Raw genomic sequence first — 16,472 nt, 5'->3', positions numbered from 1 at the left:
CATTTTATTTCCAACCACCACCAAGTGCTTCGTATAAAGTAACGACGCTTAGTAATTGTTGTAATTTGTTATCAATAACGTTTAACTCGGCATTAAGCGCACTTTCTCTAGCGGTTAATAAATCAAGATAATTAGCTAAACCGTTTTGCAATAATTCCTCTGAGTTTGCTTCGGCTTGTCGTAGCGCTTCAACTTCATTTTTACGATATTCAAATTTTTCAGTTTCAGCATTGTAAACATAAAGTGCGTTAGACACTTCGTTTCCTGCTGTTAACAAGGTTTTCTTAAAGTTTAACAATGCTTGTTTTTGTTGTGCTTTAGCTACTTCGTGCTGTGTTTTTATTTTACGCTGATTAAAAATTGGCTGTGTTAAACCACCAATAACTGTTGCAAATAATGAATTAGCATTAAATAATTTATCTAATTCTAAACTTTGAAATCCGCCACTTGCCGTTAAGGTTAACGATGGATAAAAGTTACTTTTTGCCACATTGGTTAGCTCAAACGCATTGATTAAATTGTATTCTGAAGCAATCACATCTGGTCTGTTTCTCAACAAGGTTGCTGGCACACCAAGTGTAATCTTTTCATCTAACTGTTGCTCGGTTAACTTGCTTCGTTCAATTGGTTCTGCAGGCCTTCCTAATAAGAAATTCAACGTGTTTTCGGTTCTAAAAATGGCTGCTTGTAAATCTACTTTTAAGGCTTTGGCGTTATTAAACTGCGCTATGTATTGGTCTACCGCAACTTGTGTTACATTTCCGGCATCTTTTAATGCTTTAATAGTGTAAACACTACTGTCTCTAGTGGCAATAGTTCTTTCAGTAATTTCTAATTGCTCATCTAAGGCTAATAACTGATAATAGGTTGATGCTATTGCCGAAATTAATTCGGTTTTTACCGCTTTATGCGCTGCTACTGTTTGTAAATAACTAGCTTCACCTGCGCGTTTATTACTTCTTATTTTACCCCAAATATCGGCTTCCCAAGATAAACTTCCTGATAATTCATACTGATCTACAGACGAGAAAAAACCACCAAACTGACTGTTTTCAGACAGTTCTTGATGTGTTGCCTGCGCTGTACCAGTTAGCGTTGGTAAATAACCTGCTTTACCTTGTTTCATATACGCATTGGCGATAGCAATTTGCTGAATAGCCACACGAATATCTAAGTTGTTTTGAAGACCTTCTTCAATATATTGCGTTAAATATTGGTCTTTAAACATATCTTTCCACGATACATCTGCTAACGAGATACTGTCTTGTGGTAAGTTATCGGTTCTGTACAAATGTTCTGTTTCTTCTAACTCCGGACGTGTGTAATCCTTCGCCACAAAACAACTTTGCAGTGTTAGCACCAGCATTAAAACTAATGCGCCTTTACTAAAATTTTTATTTATAGTCGATTTCATTTTTTTAAGCTTCAATTGTTTCTACTTCTGGTTTACGCGATACTTTTTCTTGTAACCATTGGAAAAAGATGAATAAAATTGGGATAACAAATACACCTAAAATGGTTCCTATTAACATACCACCTGCTGCACCTGTACCAATAGAATTGTTTCCTTCGGCACCAACACCTTTGGCTAATACAAGCGGCATTAACCCAAGTATAAAGGCGAATGATGTCATTAAAATTGGTCGTAAACGTGACTTAGCACCATCTATTGCGGCATTTACAATACTTTCACCTTGTTTGCGTCGTTGCAATGCAAACTCAACAATAAGTATGGCGTTTTTAGCTAATAGACCAACCAACATTATCAGTGCAATTTGGAAGTAAATATTGTTTTCTAATCCGAAGAATTTCGTACTTATATACGCACCAAATACACCAAATGGCAACGATAATAACACCGAAAATGGTAAAATATAACTCTCGTACTGCGCACTTAATAAGAAATACACAAACAGAATACTTAAGATAAAGATAAACGTGGTTTGGTTACCTGCATTTACCTCTTCTCGTGTTAAACCAGAATACGCAACGGTGTAATTACTTGGTAGTTTTGCTACTTCTTCTTCAATAACTCTAATGGCATCACCGGTACTAAATCCTGGATTGGTTGCACCTGTTATATTTGTTGAATTAAATAGGTTGAAACGCGTTACCGATTGCGGACCATACACACGTTTTAAGGTTACAAACTGTGTAATTGGCGTCATTTCACCAGAACTCGTTCTCACATACATACTGTTAAGGTCGTTTTCATCAGCTCTGTCTTCTGGTAACGATTGAATGTATACACGATACTGTTTACCAAATCGGCTAAAATCTGACGCGTAAATTCCACCTATATATCCTTGAAGCGTCCCAAAAATGCTGTTAATAGCCACACCTTTTTCTTTTGCTAAAGGCACATTAACTTCCATTTCGTATTGCGGATAATTAGTATTGAATGCCGATTGCGCATACTGAATTTCTGGATGACTCATTAAGGCTGCTGCAAACTCTTTATTTGCTTTATCTAAATCGGTAAATTCACCACCGAATTTGTCTAATAAATTCACCTCAAAACCAGCTGAGTTACCAAAACCACGAATACTTGGTGGCGAGAAGAAAATAATTTTTGCTTCTGGAATAGTTGCCGCAATACCAAATAATTTTCCGGTGATGGCTTGTGCAGATAAGGCTTCAGATTCTCTTTCAGACCAATCATTTAACTTCACGAAACCAATACCAAAGTTACTACCAGCACCACTAATTAAACTTCGTCCTTTAATAAAACTGGCATCTGTTACACCATCAAGGTCTTTAATTTTTGCGTATAATTCTTTAGTTACTGCTTCGGTACGGTCTAATGATGCACCTGCAGGTAATTCTATGTTAGCAAAAATAATTCCTCTATCTTCATTTGGCACAAATCCTGTTGGTGTTGTTGTTGCAGCCCAGTAAATACCTACACCAGCAATGATTAATAGCATTACTGATACAAACTTATTTTTATATAAAAACTGTAATGACTTACCGTATTTATTCACCGTTGCATCAAATCCTCTGTTAAATACAGTATAGAATTTTTGAAGCGCATTTTTTCCTTTTAATTCTTCATCATCTTTATGTTCTTTTAATAACAATGCACATAATGCCGGACTTAGCGTTAAGGCATTTACTGCCGAAATTAAAATGGCAATAATTAAAGTAACACCAAACTGCTCATAAAACACACCTGTTGGACCAGTTACAAAGGTTACTGGAATAAATACCGCTGCCATTACCAGCGTAATAGAAATAATCGCACCCGAAATTTCACTCATAGCCTTTAAAGTGGCGCTTTTCGGTTTTTTCTCACCTTCATCCATTTTGGCGTGTACGGCTTCTACCACAACAATAGCATCATCTACCACAATACCAATAGCCAACACTAATGCGAAAAGCGTTAATAGGTTTATAGAATATCCAAAGACATTCAAGAAAAAGAAGGTACCAATAATAGAAACCGGTACTGCAATTGCAGGAATTAATGTAGAACGGAAATCTTGTAAGAAGATAAACACCACTAAAAACACCAGTAAAAAGGCTTCTAAAAGTGTGCTAATTACCTTATCTATAGATGCGTTTAAGAATAAACTTGTATCGTAAGGTACAAAGAAGTTTAAGCCATCAGGCAAACCTTGTTCTACATCGTCTAATGTGGTTTTTATGTTTTCAATAATTTCGGCAGCGTTAGATCCTTTGGTTTGGAAAATTCCCATAAATACCGCTGGATGTCCTAAACTTGTAGCATTAGATGAATAGGATTGCGCATCTAACTCGATATCTGCAACATCTTTCAAACGTAAATATTCGCCATTTCCTAAAGCTTTAATTACGATGTCTGCATACTGTCCTTCTTCTTTAAATCGTCCGCTATACTTTAAAATATAAGAGAAAGATTCACCATTATTTTCACCTAAAGAACCAGCTGCAGCTTCTAAATTCTGTTCGTTTAAAGCAGCTGTAATATCTGATGGTATTAAATTGTAAGCTGCTAATTTTTCAGGTTTTAACCAAACACGCATAGCGTAATCTTGTTGTGAAAACACCGATACATCACCAACACCTTTAATACGCTGCATTGCAGGAATTACGTTTATTTTTAAGTAATTCTGAATAAAAGTAGCATCGTAATCTTCGCTATCAGAATACATAGCAATAAACATTAATGCACTGGTTTCTTGCTTTTGCGTTACAATACCTGTTTGAATAACTTCTGAAGGCAACAACGGATTTGCACGTGCTACACGGTTTTGTACGTTTACCGCAGCAATATCGGCATCCATAGTTTGGTCGAAATACACGGTAATTTCGGCAGTACCGTTGTTTGATGCTGTAGAGGTAATATACGTCATACCTTCTACACCATTAATTTGCTCTTCAATAGGTACAATTACACTCTCTAAAACAGTCTCTGCGTTTGCACCTGTATAGTTAGCCGTAACTTTAATAGTTGGCGGCGCAATATCTGGGTATTCCTCTATAGGTAAGGATGTTATACTGATAACACCTAGTATAACTATGATAATAGAGATTACTGTTGAAAGCACTGGTCTTTCAATAAATGTTTTTAACATAACTAATAAATATGTTTAAGGGATAATTTAGTTTTTAAATAACGTAGCTACTTTTTTTGTGGCTTCGTTAAACGGAATTTCTTGTGGTGCAATTGGCATACCATCGCGTAATTTTGAAACACCAGAAGCTACAATTTTTGTACTAGCATCTATACCCGATTTTACCACGTAAAGATTATCTACTTTAGCTTCAATTTCAATAATTTTACTGCTTACTTTATTGTCTTCGCCCAAGGTGTAAATCATTACTTTACCTTGCTGTTCAAAGGTTGACGATTGTGGTACAACTACCGCATTTTCGTAAGTTGATGGAATACGTATTTTACCACTGTTTCCGTTTGTTAAAAGTTCATTTGGATTATCAAAAGCCGCTCTTACTTTAATGGTACCAGTTGTTTCACTAATTTGACCAGTACTGGTTTGAATTCGACCTTTTTCTGAATATATATCGCCATTTGCCAATACTAAACTTACGTCTGGCGAATTTTTAATACGTTCTGCTTTGGTTTTACCCTTCATTCGTTTTAAATGGTCTATGTATTGCGCTTCGTTTAAAGTAAAAAACGCATACACTTGACTAATATCACTAACCGTCGTTAATGGTGTTGCATCAGCAGCGCTTACTAAAGCACCTTCTCTAAAATTAATAGAACCTACGTAACCATCAACCGGACTTTTTACCGTTGCATAACCAATATTGGCAGCAATACTACTGTAAGCTGCTTTGGCTTGTGCTAAATTGGCTTTTGCAGTTTCTAATTGTACAGGACTAATAATATTTTTTTCTACTAAAGGTTTTAACTTATCAACCTCAACTTGAGCTACATTAACTTGTGCTTTTGCCGCTTCTGCATCTTGACTTAACGATTGCGTTTCTAATCTAAAAAGTGGTTGACCTTTGCGTACTCTAGCACCTTCGTCTACTAGTACTTTTTGAATATATCCTGAAGTTTTTGCACGCACATCACTGTTTACAATACCTTCTATATTTACAGGATATTCGTTATAGCCTTCTACCGTTTGGGTTTGAATTTGCGTTACCGGAAATGGTAAGGCTTGCTGTTGTTGCGCTTCAGCTGCTTGTGCATTGTCTTTATTACCACAGCTAACCACGACTAGAAATACACTAGCTATGGTTAATATTGAAATTAATTTATTTGTTGTCATTATTTTAAAGGTTGAATTTATTTTTAATTAGGTTTTCTTTTAAGTTTTCTATTGAAGCCGAAGCATCTTCTACAAATCGCAAATAATCGTTATGAAAGGTTAAATCGAATTTTTCTTCTTCATCTGTAATATGTACGTTAATGGCTTCTTTGTATGCTTTCATTTCTTTGTGAAGCGTAGCAACTTCTTCCCATTCTTTTATCATTTCATTAATATGATGTAAAACAGAATCTTTATTAATGATGAAATACTTTTTACGGTCACCAGTTTTGGTGAAGTATTCTAGTTTCTTTAAATCTTGTAAGTGGTTTAAATGCGTAGAAATAGTGCTTTTACTTGCTTGAAGTACAGTAACCATTTCATCAAACGTAGTGCCGCGCTTACCTGTTAAAATTACGTACGCCATAATGCGTGCAGCAACAGGTGCTAGGTTTTCTCTACTTTCTAAATGCACACCAAGTTTTTCAACCAGTGCCATTTTTTTGCTACATATATCTTTAGTCATAAATTATTCTAAAAAATTATGCTGCAAAAATACATTAGGTTCGGAACAAACCGAACTAAACGAAGTTAATTTGTTGTTAAATAAAAAAGGCTAATATGTAAATTTCTTAACATATTAGCCTTTAACTATAATTCGTTGTTAATTTATTATAAAGCCGATTTGAATTGCTCTAAGAATCGTACATCGTTTTCGCTTAATAATCTAATATCTCCTATTTGATGTAATAACATTGCTATACGGTCTATACCAACTCCAAATGCAAAACCAGAGTATTCTTCTGGATCTATTTTACAATTGGATAATACATTTGGATCTACCATACCACAACCACCAATTTCTAACCAACCTGTTCCTTTGGTTATTTTGTAATCGGTTTCGGTTTCTAATCCCCAATATACATCAATTTCTGCGCTAGGCTCTGTAAACGGGAAGTAAGATGGACGAAGTCTTATTTTAGACTTTCCAAACAACTCGGTTGTAAAATATTGAAGCGTTTGTTTTAAATCAGCAAAACTTACATCTTTATCTATGTATAATCCTTCTACCTGATGAAAAAAACAATGCGAACGTGCAGAAATAGCTTCGTTACGATATACTCTACCTGGTGATATTGTACGTATTGGTGGTTGATTATTTTCCATGTAACGTACCTGTACAGAACTGGTATGTGTACGTAATAAAATATCTGGATTAGTTTGCACAAAAAACGTGTCCTGCATATCTCTTGCTGGATGATATTCTGGTAGGTTTAATGCTGTAAAGTTATGCCAATCGTCTTCTATTTCTGGTCCTTCACTAACGTTAAAACCGATATTAGAAAAGATATCTATTATTTGATTTTTTACTATTGAAATTGGATGACGAGAACCAATAATTAATGGTTCGCCTGGTCTTGATAAATCACCAGATATGCTTGTTTCTGGAGCATTATTATCTAGCTCTTCTTTTAGCTGGTTTACTTTGTCTTGAGCCGTTTGTTTTAGTTTGTTTATGGCTTGTCCAAACTCTTTCTTTTGGTCGTTAGCTACGTTTTTAAACTCGGCAAAGTATTGTTTTACTAATCCTTTTTGTCCTAAAAGTTTAATACGGTATGCTTCTACCTCTTCTTTGGTTTGCGCTTTAAACGCTTCTGCTTCGGCTATAAGTTCTTTAATCTTATCTATCATGACATCATAAAATAAAGGGCAAATTTACTATTTTTTATGGTTTACACATTACTTAGTGTAAGCTTTTTGTTGGCGGATTGGCGCGTTAAGGATGGAGCAATTGTTGGAGCACATCTTTGATTGCGACTTGCGAGAGCCTGACCCGATAGGGTAACGCTGTAATAATTATTGTATATAGTTGGTTTCTAAAAAGTAGTTTACTATAGCTTCTTTCATTAAAATAGACTGCTCTCCTGCTTTTAATGTTGGTAATTGCTCTTTTATTTTATAGTGTGGCCAACCATCTTCATCAACAAAATCAAACTCATAATAGCCGTAAGGCTCTAATAGTTTGCATATGGCTATGTGCATTAAATCTAATTTGTGATCTTTTTTAAATCTGCGATGTAATTGTCCCAACTCTTGCACACCAATTAAGTAGATTATTGCGTCTAAATCTAAGGTGTCTCCATCTGCAAATTGATTAGACAATTTGGTTACTATCTCTTCCCAGCGTTGTTTTAATTGTTCGTCTCTAGACATAATTTTATTAAAGTTGCAAAGTTAGTTTATATTTGTTGAAATTGTAAACTTTATGGCGGTTATAGATATTGTTTTAGGTGCGTTAATTTTGTTTGGTTTAATACGCGGATTGTTTAAAGGTCTTTTTGTTGAATTAGCTTCTATTATTGCTCTTGTTGGTGGTGTTTACGGTGCTATACATTTTAGTTATTTTGTAGCTAATTTTTTAGAGAATAAGACCGAATGGGACGAGAAAACTATTAATATTACTGCTTTTGCTATAACTTTTGTTGTTATTATTTTACTAATTAGTTTGGCTGGTAAAGCGCTTACCAAATTAGCAGATTTTGCCTCTTTAGGTATTTTAAACAAACTTTTAGGTGCTGTTTTTGGTGCTTTAAAAATTGGATTGATTTTAAGTGTGTTACTTATTGTTTTTGATAAAATGAATAACACAATTACGTTTGTTGATGAAGAGAATATTGAAGATTCTTTACTTTACAAACCTGTTAAGGGTTTGGCACCAATGATTTTTCCTAGTATTATTAAGTCTGGAGATGAAACTTTAGAAGAAGATAATGATATTATAGATCCTGCTGAAGAGACTAACGACGTGCAAGCTTAAGTACCATTACCTTCTTATTGTAATTTAAAAGTTAATAAAGGCTATCATGTTTATTTGGTCTCTGGATCCTGAACTGAATATTTGATTCATCCAACCTAGCTCAAATTTTATAGCTTTATTTAGTTTATATCCTGTACCAAAATATATCCTGTTACGATCAAACAAATCATTTTCGGTATTAATAAACAGCTCGTTATAACTTGATAAATACCATGTTTTGTCTTCTAAATTTTTATGATTTAATGGATAATTTAGAGATAGAAAGTATCTTAATCGCATTTTAAAATCGTCTTCTACAAAACGTTGTTCAAACCTATAACGATGTGTTATGTTTAATCTGTTTTGGTGCTGTTTTGTTATAAACTGCTGAAAAATTCTATGTTCGTTTACATTAATTTTATTGTCTGTTTGACCTACGTAATTTTCAGATTTGATATATCCGTAACCTAATAGTAGGTTGTTATTATTTTCGGTTAGATTATATCCTATTCCTGTTCTTAACAGTAGTTGCTCTAGATCGCCTATAGCATCGTAATTACGGTATTGGACTTCGGCATGTAAATTCCATTTACTATTTAATTGTTTGTTACCAAAAACGATTAACCAATTACCTAATTCGCTATTTTGACTTATCCCTAAAAAAGGCAGCATTACTAAAACTAGTAATGCTGCAAATGTGTTCTTTTTCATGTTAATCTTATTCGTAAAACTGTACGTCTCCAGTATTAATATCGTACATAGCGCCTATAATTTTAATCTCGCCATTTTTTTCCATTTCAGAAAGTATTGGACTTTCTGCATGGATGCGATCTATTGTAAGTTCTACGTTTTTCTTTGATACTTCATCTACAAATTCTAAGTTTTTAGAGTTTCTTAAACTCTCATCCTTTGGCTCTGAAACTGCATTTACAGCTGGTGTTATTTTCTGGATTAACTTGGTTAGGTTACCCATTTCGGCATGATCACATGCACCTTTTACAGCGCCGCAACTTGTATGTCCTAATACTACAATTAGTTTTGTTCCTGCTAATTTGCAAGCAAACTCCATGCTTCCTAAGATATCTTCGTTTACAAAGTTACCTGCAATACGTACGCTAAAAATATCTCCTAATCCTTGATCAAAAACAAGCTCGGCAGATACACGAGAATCTATACAACTTAATATTGTTGCGAACGGAAATTGTCCTTCGCTTGTATCATTAACTTGCTCTAATAAATTACGATTTGCTTTTAAGTTTTGCTGAAATCTTTGATTCCCTTCTTTTAAAAACTGTAATGACTTTTCTGGAGTCATTGTAGCTTGTGTTTCTTTAGTATGTGCTTTCATAGTATCTTCTATTGTGTTGTTTGTTAGTTTAATTGTGTTTTAGGTTTTAATTTAAAAAACTCTATAAAACTTTCTGGGTTTTCTATCGTTCCTCTTTCTGAAATTAACTTGATATTGATATTTCGTTCTTTTGCTTTAATTGAAAAGTCTTCTAAAATCTCTATAATATCATTATCTAAATAGCGTGTTTTTCTTACGTCTAATTCTAAGTAAGAATCTTCTGGTAAACGATCTAATTCTTTTAAAATTGCTCCTTTATTAAAGAAGGTTACTTCTTCTGCAAGTGTCATTTTAATTTTACCATCGTCTACATCTTCTCCTTCTTTATGTAAAAAGTGTGAGTTTTGGTAACTTTTTATTAGTATTACTACAATACCAACTGCTAAACCTAAACCAATTCCTTTTAGTAAATCTGTAAATACAATACCTGTAACGGTAACAATAAATGGTAAAAATTGTTTCCAACCTAAATTGTACATTGTTTTAAATAAAGCTGGTTTTGCAAGTTTATAACCTACTATTAATAAGATTGCTGCTAACACAGACAAAGGTATCATATTTAATAGCTTAGGTATTAATATTACAGAAATTAATAAAAAGAAACCATGAATTATTGCCGACATTTTACTGCGTCCTCCAGATTGGATATTTGCCGAACTACGAACAATTACTTGCGTAATAGGTAATCCTCCAATCATACCAGAAAGGATATTTCCGGTACCTTGTGCTAATAACTCTCTATTAGTAGGTGTTACATTTTTATAAGGATCTAATTTATCTGTTGCTTCAACACATAAAAGTGTTTCTAAACTTGCAACTAATGCAATTGTAAAGGCTACAACCCATATTTCTGGATTAGTTATTACTGAAAAATTAGGAAAACTAAATTGCCCTAAAAATGACGAAAAATCTTCTGGAACAGGTACACTAACTAAATGCGAACTTTGAATTGCCATACTTGAACTATCTTTAGTTAACACATAAAAGATAATACCAACAACAACTGCTACTAATGGACCTTGTATTAATTGAAATATTTTACCTTTTTTGGATAACACATTACTCCATAATAATAAAATTCCTAAACCGATAACACCAATTAATAATGATCCTGGTGTAATATGATTAATCGAATTTAAAATTTCAGAAAATGTATTTTCACCATCTACTTGAAAGAAAGCAAAATCACCTTCTGGATCAGGATCGTATCCAAAAAAGTGAGGGATTTGTTTTAAAATAATGATAATACCAATACCCGTTAACATTCCCTTAATTACTGAAGAAGGAAAGTAGTAACCAATGATTCCTAATCTTAATAATCCAAAAATTAATTGGATAATACCTCCTAAAACAACTGCTACTAGGAAGTTTTCGTAACCACCTAAAGTACCAATAGCAGTTAATACAATTGCTGCCAGACCTGCTGCTGGACCACTTACACCAATTTTAGAACCACTTAATGATCCTACTACAATACCACCTATAATCCCTGCTATTAGTCCAGAAAATAATGGTGCACCACTAGCTAAAGCAATACCTAAACATAAAGGTAATGCTACAAAAAACACGACTATACTTGCCGGTAAATCGTTTTTAATATATTTAAACATATTATAAAGTTTGATTGTTACCTTTTTACCAAGGTAACTTTAAAAGTTAATAAAAGAGAAGACTTTACAGTCTCATATAAACAAAATTATAATATGAAAAATTCTGGAGGTGGAGATATTAAATTAAGTGCTGGTTTTGTGTAAGATTTAAACAAATAGTCTAACTTTTGATAAGCAATTTTTTTATAAATACTTTCTGTAGTTTCTTTTTGTTCTGTTACTACTAGTTTTATGCTTTTGTTTTCTTCTTCCTCTTCAGAGACACTGTACAAAATAGAAACATCTACATCTGCATCTATAGCAATAATAATTGATGGTGCAGTAATTAGCCCAAAAAATAAAATTGAAAAAAATATAGATACTAATTGTTTAGACATAGTCTGATAAGGTAAGAAACAAATATAGCTTTTTAGTTTTTGTTAAAGCTAAATATACTAAAAAGTATTTAGTAATTTTATGTCTCCAGATATTATCCAACCTGTTTTTCCATCTGCAAGTTTTATTTTTTTCCAATTATTAATAGTATCTAAAACTTGAACTTTGGTACCTTCATGAAGTACAAAAGCTTCTGTGCTACCCATGTTAGGTTCAGATTTTACTTCTGTTTCTTTTGCAAAAACTATAGCTGGATTATTATTCTTATCTAAGTTTTGCTTTTTAAAGGCAAAAGACAAACAAATTAAACCTATTAATAAACTTCCTAATCCAGAAACAAAAGCTAATCGTTTTTTTGAAGTACTAAATGTGAAAAAGTAAGTAATAAACAACAATACAAAAGCTACCACGAAAATGATAGACAGTGTTGCCCAATTATCATAAGTTAAAGCGTTAATTGCTTTATTGAAGAATCTTGACAATCCTAATTTTGGCACTGCTTCTATATCATCAATAGTCATATTTTTTGCATAAGCAATGTTATTTAGTATCTCTTTGTCGTTAGGTTTTAACTGTAGCGCTTTTTCGTAATAATAAATACTAGGTGCAATGTTATTTAGTTTATAATGTGCATTCCCCAAGTTGTAATATAGCTCTGCAGAATGTTTCCCATTTTTTATAATAGCTTCATATTTATTTACTGCATCACTAAATTTACCTTCATTATATAATGCGTTCGCTTGATCAAATAATTCATTATTTTGAGCTAAACTTATAGCTGAAAGTGCAAAGACTAATATGTAAAGTAATTTTTTCATCTTCTAACTACTTTATTTTAGTTGTTTATCTATAATGCTAATTGTTGTAGCTGCATTATTGTAATCTTGCTCCATTGCTACTTGAGTCATTGGTGTATATCTTGCCAATTCGCAATGTTTTAAAAGCGTTTCAAAATCTAAAATTACGCTTTGCTCTACATTTCGGCTATGCAATAATTCTTTAATTTTTTCTTTACTCAAATCTGTAGTTTCAATATTTAAACGTCCTTTTAAATAGTTATGTAACGCTTTTTCTAATGCTATATAAAATGCTTCTTTATTACCTAGTGCTTTTTTAGCTTCGCTTAAGTATTTTTTAGCTAATCGGTCTGCCTTTCTTAACCTATTACCAACAACATCTGCATTACGTTCTTCTCGTTTTCTTCTATATACTAATGCTAAAGGTATTGCTAATAGTGGCGCTAATAATCCTGTCCAAAATGCTGTTGTATTGAAAAAATCTTCTTCTTTTATAGATGAAAAATTAGATTTAGTTTTTATAAATGCAAATTGATTTTCATTTAAAACTACTGGTTGTTTTCCTGAGGTATTAGTAGGTAAATTATTATCGGCATCTGCATAAGCTGGACCTTCTAAAACATTAATAACAATTTCTTCAGAAGACAATTCTTTGTATGTTTCTGTTTTTAAGTCAAAATACGAAAATGTAACAGGTGGTATTGGAAATTTACCTTTAAACTGAGGTACTATTGTATAATTATCAGAAATTTTACCTTGCATTCCTGATAAGTTGGTTCTAATATTTTCTTCGTGTTCTGGCTCATAAACTTCTAATGCACTTGGTGCCTTAAATTTTGGTAGTTCAAAAAGTTTAAGGTTTCCGTTACCTGAAACTTCTATTTTTGCATCTAAAGCTTCGGTTGCATTTAAATCTGTTTTAGATACTGACACATTAAAATCAAAGTCTCCAACAGCTCCAGTAAAATTGTCTGGTCTTCCTTCTAAAGGTAAATCTTTAACATTTATAGACCTTGGGTTTGCTGTAATAGTTCTATGTGCTTGATTTGTAATTCTTCTTCCAAAAAGATCTCTTTTGTTAGTTGGAACATCTATGGTTAAGTCTAAACTAAGTGGCTCTATTTGTAACTTTCCAGTTTTTTGAGGAAATAGTACAGTTTTTCTTAATATAACGTATCTATATTCTTCACCATCATAAGTTCCTTCTTGTGCTTTTAATCCTTTTATATTTATATTTTGACTCCAAAACCCATTAAATTTTGGACTTTCAATCTCTCTAAAGTTGCTAATACCCGCTTTTGGTGCCACATAAAGTTTGTAGACAACGGTTATAGGCTCGTTTAAATATGGGTTAGTTTTTGATACTTCTGTTACCAAATGAATACTTTCTTTTAAGATATAATCTGGATCATTAGGATCTTCTGGTACTTCTATTGGTTTTGTTACTTTTATTGTAATTGGAGATGTTTTATAAGTTATACCATCAATCTCTATAGTTGCTTGATTAATAGTAAATGTACCCATTTGCTTTGGAGCTAAAAAGTAACTATACGTTTTTGAAAAATTACGTTTACCATTAAACCAAGAGTGACTTACAGATTGATTTGGTCCGCCTACTACGGTAAAGCCATCAAAGTTTGGAGATTTAAAATTATCTCCATCTTTATTCATCTCAAAATCGACACGTAGACGTTCGTTTAAGCCAAGTTTTTTCTTACTTACTTTTGCTTGAAACGTTATTGCATCTTCATCTTGCGCTAAAGCAAATATTGGTGCAATAGCAAGTAATAAAATGAATATGTGTTTAATTAATTTCACTTTTAATTGGTTTAATTCTGAATATTAAGCTTCAAATTTATAATTTTTTACCAATCTTTATCGGTTTGTACTTTTGCTCCTTTTACCTTTTGAGCATTTATTTTTTCTTGTACCTTTTGTTCTTGATTATTCATAGCTTCTAGCAAATTTTTAATTTGCTGAGGCGATAATTGTCCTTGTTGTGGTTGTTGTTGCTTGTTATCTTGATCGCCTTCTTTTTGATCTTGATCTTTATTATCTTTAGGATTACCATCTTGGTCTTGATCGCCTTCTTTTTTATCTTGGTCGCCTTGATCTTTCTGATCTTTTTGATCTTGGTCTTCTTGTTGTTTTTCGTTATTTTCTTTTTGGTCCTCGTTTTGGTTTTCGTCTTTATCACGGTTATTTTCTCCGTCTTTATCGTCTTCTTGAGGCTCGTCGTCTTGCTGGTTTTTTGCACAATCTTTAGCTAAACCTAAATTATAGCGCGTCTCGTCATCTTTTGGGTTGTTACGTAGTGCGTTTTTATAAGCTTCTACCGCTTCTTTACATTTTTCTTTTTTCATTAAAATGTTACCAATGTTATGAAATGCTCTGTGTTTTTCAACTTTATCAGTTGCATTTTTTGCTGCTTGTTGGTTACGGTATAGTGCTTCGTCTAAGCTTCCTTTTTGGTAATATTGATAAGCTAAATTATAAGCTCCAACTGACTGGCTTGGTTTTGTAGATAATGCTTTACGGTACTCCATTTCTGCATTTACAAAATCGTCACTTTTAGCATAATCATTAGCTTCTGCAACATAAGATAATGCTTTATTAGTCTGCTTTTGCAATGCTTTTTCTTCATTTTTATCTTGCGCTATAAGTGCAATTGTGAAGAAAAATAATATGTAGCTTAATGTTTTTTTCATTTTTTTATACTGCCTGCTTTTATCAAAAAACAACTTGTAAATATACTAAAGACCTCTAATTGTTGCTGTTAAGGGTTTTATAAATTCTCATTAAAAAGATTTAATTTTTTTAGCCAAGCTGTTTTACGTTCTAAAAGGAAAATATCTATAAAAAACAGCAAAATTGCTAAGCCTAAAAACCACTGAAATTGGTCTTTAAAATCGGCAATTTGTTTGGCTTCAAATTCGGTTTTGTCCATTTTGTTTAAAATGTCTTTCATTTGGTTTACCACCTTATCTGTTGTTCTTCCTTGTATGTATTGTCCGTTGGCTTGTGCTGCTATATTTTTTAACGTGGTTTCATCTAAACGAGTAATTACAGTTTCGCCTTGACTGTCTTTTTTGTATCCAGTAACGATTCCGTTTCGTTTTAAGGGAATTGGTCCTCCTTTTGCTTCTCCAACACCAATGGTAAAGATTTTTATACCTTCTTGGCTAGCTTGTTCTGCAACCTGCACTGCAGCTTCACTATGATCTTCTCCATCAGAAATAATGACTAATACGCGATTAGTCTGTTCATCATCGTCATAATACGTTTTTGCAAGTAAAATAGCTTCATTGATAGCTGTTCCTTGTGACGACAGCATATCTGTATTCATGTTTTGTAAGAACAGTTTTGCTGCCGAATAATCTGTAGTTATTGGTAACTGCGGAAACGCTTTTCCTGCGTAAGCAATAATTCCAACACGGTCGCTACCTAAGTTATTAATGATTTGAGATACTAATTGCTTTGATTTTTCTAATCGGTTTGGCTTAATATCTTCTGCCAACATACTTTTTGACACGTCAATTGCAAAGACAATATCTACACCTTCGCGCTTTACGGTTTCTAACTTTGTTCCAATTTTAGGGTTTACCAATGCTATTGCTAAACTTGCAAATGCTAAGCTTAACACGATTATTTTTAGTACAGATTTAAATACCGACTGATTTGGACTTAATCGCTTTAAAAGTGCTTTGTCTGCAAACTTTTTTTGGGTTTGCTTTTTCCAAAGCAGTAGCAACAAAAAGAAAACAACTATCACCGGAATGATAAGTAGTGCCCAAAACCATATTTTTTCTTCTAGTTGAAACATAAATTTTTATTTTTTCGCTT

15 protein-coding genes are annotated in these 16,472 nt (G+C 32.9%); 1 reads left to right on the top strand and 14 read right to left on the bottom strand.

Annotated features, from left to right (window positions below; genetic code table 11):
- Positions 1 to 4: 4 nt before the first annotated feature.
- From ACEQT4_RS02535 to ACEQT4_RS02510, 6 genes are all read right to left on the bottom strand, one after another.
- Entirely contained in the window at positions 5 to 1,414 is a 1,410-nt protein-coding gene (locus ACEQT4_RS02535; protein WP_370225857.1) for an efflux transporter outer membrane subunit, read from the bottom strand.
- Positions 1,415 to 1,418: 4 nt separating this feature from the next.
- Positions 1,419 to 4,556, bottom strand: coding sequence for an efflux RND transporter permease subunit (locus tag ACEQT4_RS02530; protein ID WP_370225856.1), 3,138 nt, complete (start codon positions 4,554 to 4,556; stop codon positions 1,419 to 1,421).
- 27 nt (positions 4,557 to 4,583) lie between these two features.
- Positions 4,584 to 5,723 (bottom strand): efflux RND transporter periplasmic adaptor subunit, encoded by a 1,140-nt coding sequence (locus ACEQT4_RS02525; RefSeq protein WP_370225855.1) that lies wholly within the window; start codon positions 5,721 to 5,723, stop codon positions 4,584 to 4,586.
- 4 nt (positions 5,724 to 5,727) lie between these two features.
- Entirely contained in the window at positions 5,728 to 6,228 is a 501-nt protein-coding gene (locus tag ACEQT4_RS02520; RefSeq protein ID WP_370225854.1) for a GbsR/MarR family transcriptional regulator, read from the bottom strand.
- A gap of 146 nt (positions 6,229 to 6,374) precedes the next feature.
- Positions 6,375 to 7,394, bottom strand: coding sequence for a phenylalanine--tRNA ligase subunit alpha (gene pheS, locus ACEQT4_RS02515; RefSeq protein WP_027879667.1), 1,020 nt, complete (start codon positions 7,392 to 7,394; stop codon positions 6,375 to 6,377).
- A 165-nt stretch (positions 7,395 to 7,559) separates the two neighbouring features.
- Positions 7,560 to 7,916, bottom strand: coding sequence for a hypothetical protein (locus ACEQT4_RS02510; RefSeq protein ID WP_027879668.1), 357 nt, complete (start codon positions 7,914 to 7,916; stop codon positions 7,560 to 7,562).
- 52 nt (positions 7,917 to 7,968) lie between these two features.
- Between ACEQT4_RS02510 and ACEQT4_RS02505 the strand changes: the two genes are divergently transcribed.
- Complete coding sequence (locus tag ACEQT4_RS02505; RefSeq protein WP_027879669.1) at positions 7,969 to 8,520, top strand: CvpA family protein; 552 nt, start codon at positions 7,969 to 7,971, stop codon at positions 8,518 to 8,520.
- Between the two features lie 24 nt (positions 8,521 to 8,544).
- Here the strand turns inward: ACEQT4_RS02505 and ACEQT4_RS02500 are convergent, their stop codons facing one another.
- From ACEQT4_RS02500 to ACEQT4_RS02465, 8 genes are all read right to left on the bottom strand, one after another.
- Entirely contained in the window at positions 8,545 to 9,210 is a 666-nt protein-coding gene (locus ACEQT4_RS02500) for a DUF2490 domain-containing protein (RefSeq protein WP_106677096.1), read from the bottom strand.
- 7 nt (positions 9,211 to 9,217) lie between these two features.
- Positions 9,218 to 9,847, bottom strand: coding sequence for a carbonic anhydrase family protein (locus ACEQT4_RS02495; protein WP_027879671.1), 630 nt, complete (start codon positions 9,845 to 9,847; stop codon positions 9,218 to 9,220).
- Between the two features lie 23 nt (positions 9,848 to 9,870).
- Positions 9,871 to 11,457: a SulP family inorganic anion transporter gene (locus ACEQT4_RS02490; RefSeq protein WP_370225852.1), complete on the bottom strand. Its 1,587-nt coding sequence runs from the start codon at positions 11,455 to 11,457 to the stop codon at positions 9,871 to 9,873.
- Positions 11,458 to 11,543: 86 nt separating this feature from the next.
- Positions 11,544 to 11,834: a hypothetical protein gene (locus tag ACEQT4_RS02485; RefSeq protein WP_027879673.1), complete on the bottom strand. Its 291-nt coding sequence runs from the start codon at positions 11,832 to 11,834 to the stop codon at positions 11,544 to 11,546.
- A gap of 57 nt (positions 11,835 to 11,891) precedes the next feature.
- Complete coding sequence (locus tag ACEQT4_RS02480; protein WP_370225850.1) at positions 11,892 to 12,650, bottom strand: tetratricopeptide repeat protein; 759 nt, start codon at positions 12,648 to 12,650, stop codon at positions 11,892 to 11,894.
- A gap of 12 nt (positions 12,651 to 12,662) precedes the next feature.
- Positions 12,663 to 14,447: a BatD family protein gene (locus ACEQT4_RS02475; RefSeq protein WP_370225849.1), complete on the bottom strand. Its 1,785-nt coding sequence runs from the start codon at positions 14,445 to 14,447 to the stop codon at positions 12,663 to 12,665.
- 47 nt (positions 14,448 to 14,494) lie between these two features.
- Complete coding sequence (locus ACEQT4_RS02470) at positions 14,495 to 15,337, bottom strand: tetratricopeptide repeat protein (RefSeq protein WP_370225848.1); 843 nt, start codon at positions 15,335 to 15,337, stop codon at positions 14,495 to 14,497.
- A gap of 77 nt (positions 15,338 to 15,414) precedes the next feature.
- A complete protein-coding gene (locus ACEQT4_RS02465) occupies positions 15,415 to 16,452 on the bottom strand; it encodes a VWA domain-containing protein (protein WP_106677082.1) in 1,038 nt (345 codons plus the stop codon).
- Positions 16,453 to 16,472 lie beyond the last annotated feature (20 nt).

Source organism: Mesoflavibacter sp. (assembly GCF_964226795.1).
GTDB lineage: Bacteria > Bacteroidota > Bacteroidia > Flavobacteriales > Flavobacteriaceae > Mesoflavibacter > Mesoflavibacter zeaxanthinifaciens.
Note: the sequence above shows the minus strand (reverse complement) of the source record. Positions and strands in the feature narration are given on the sequence as shown.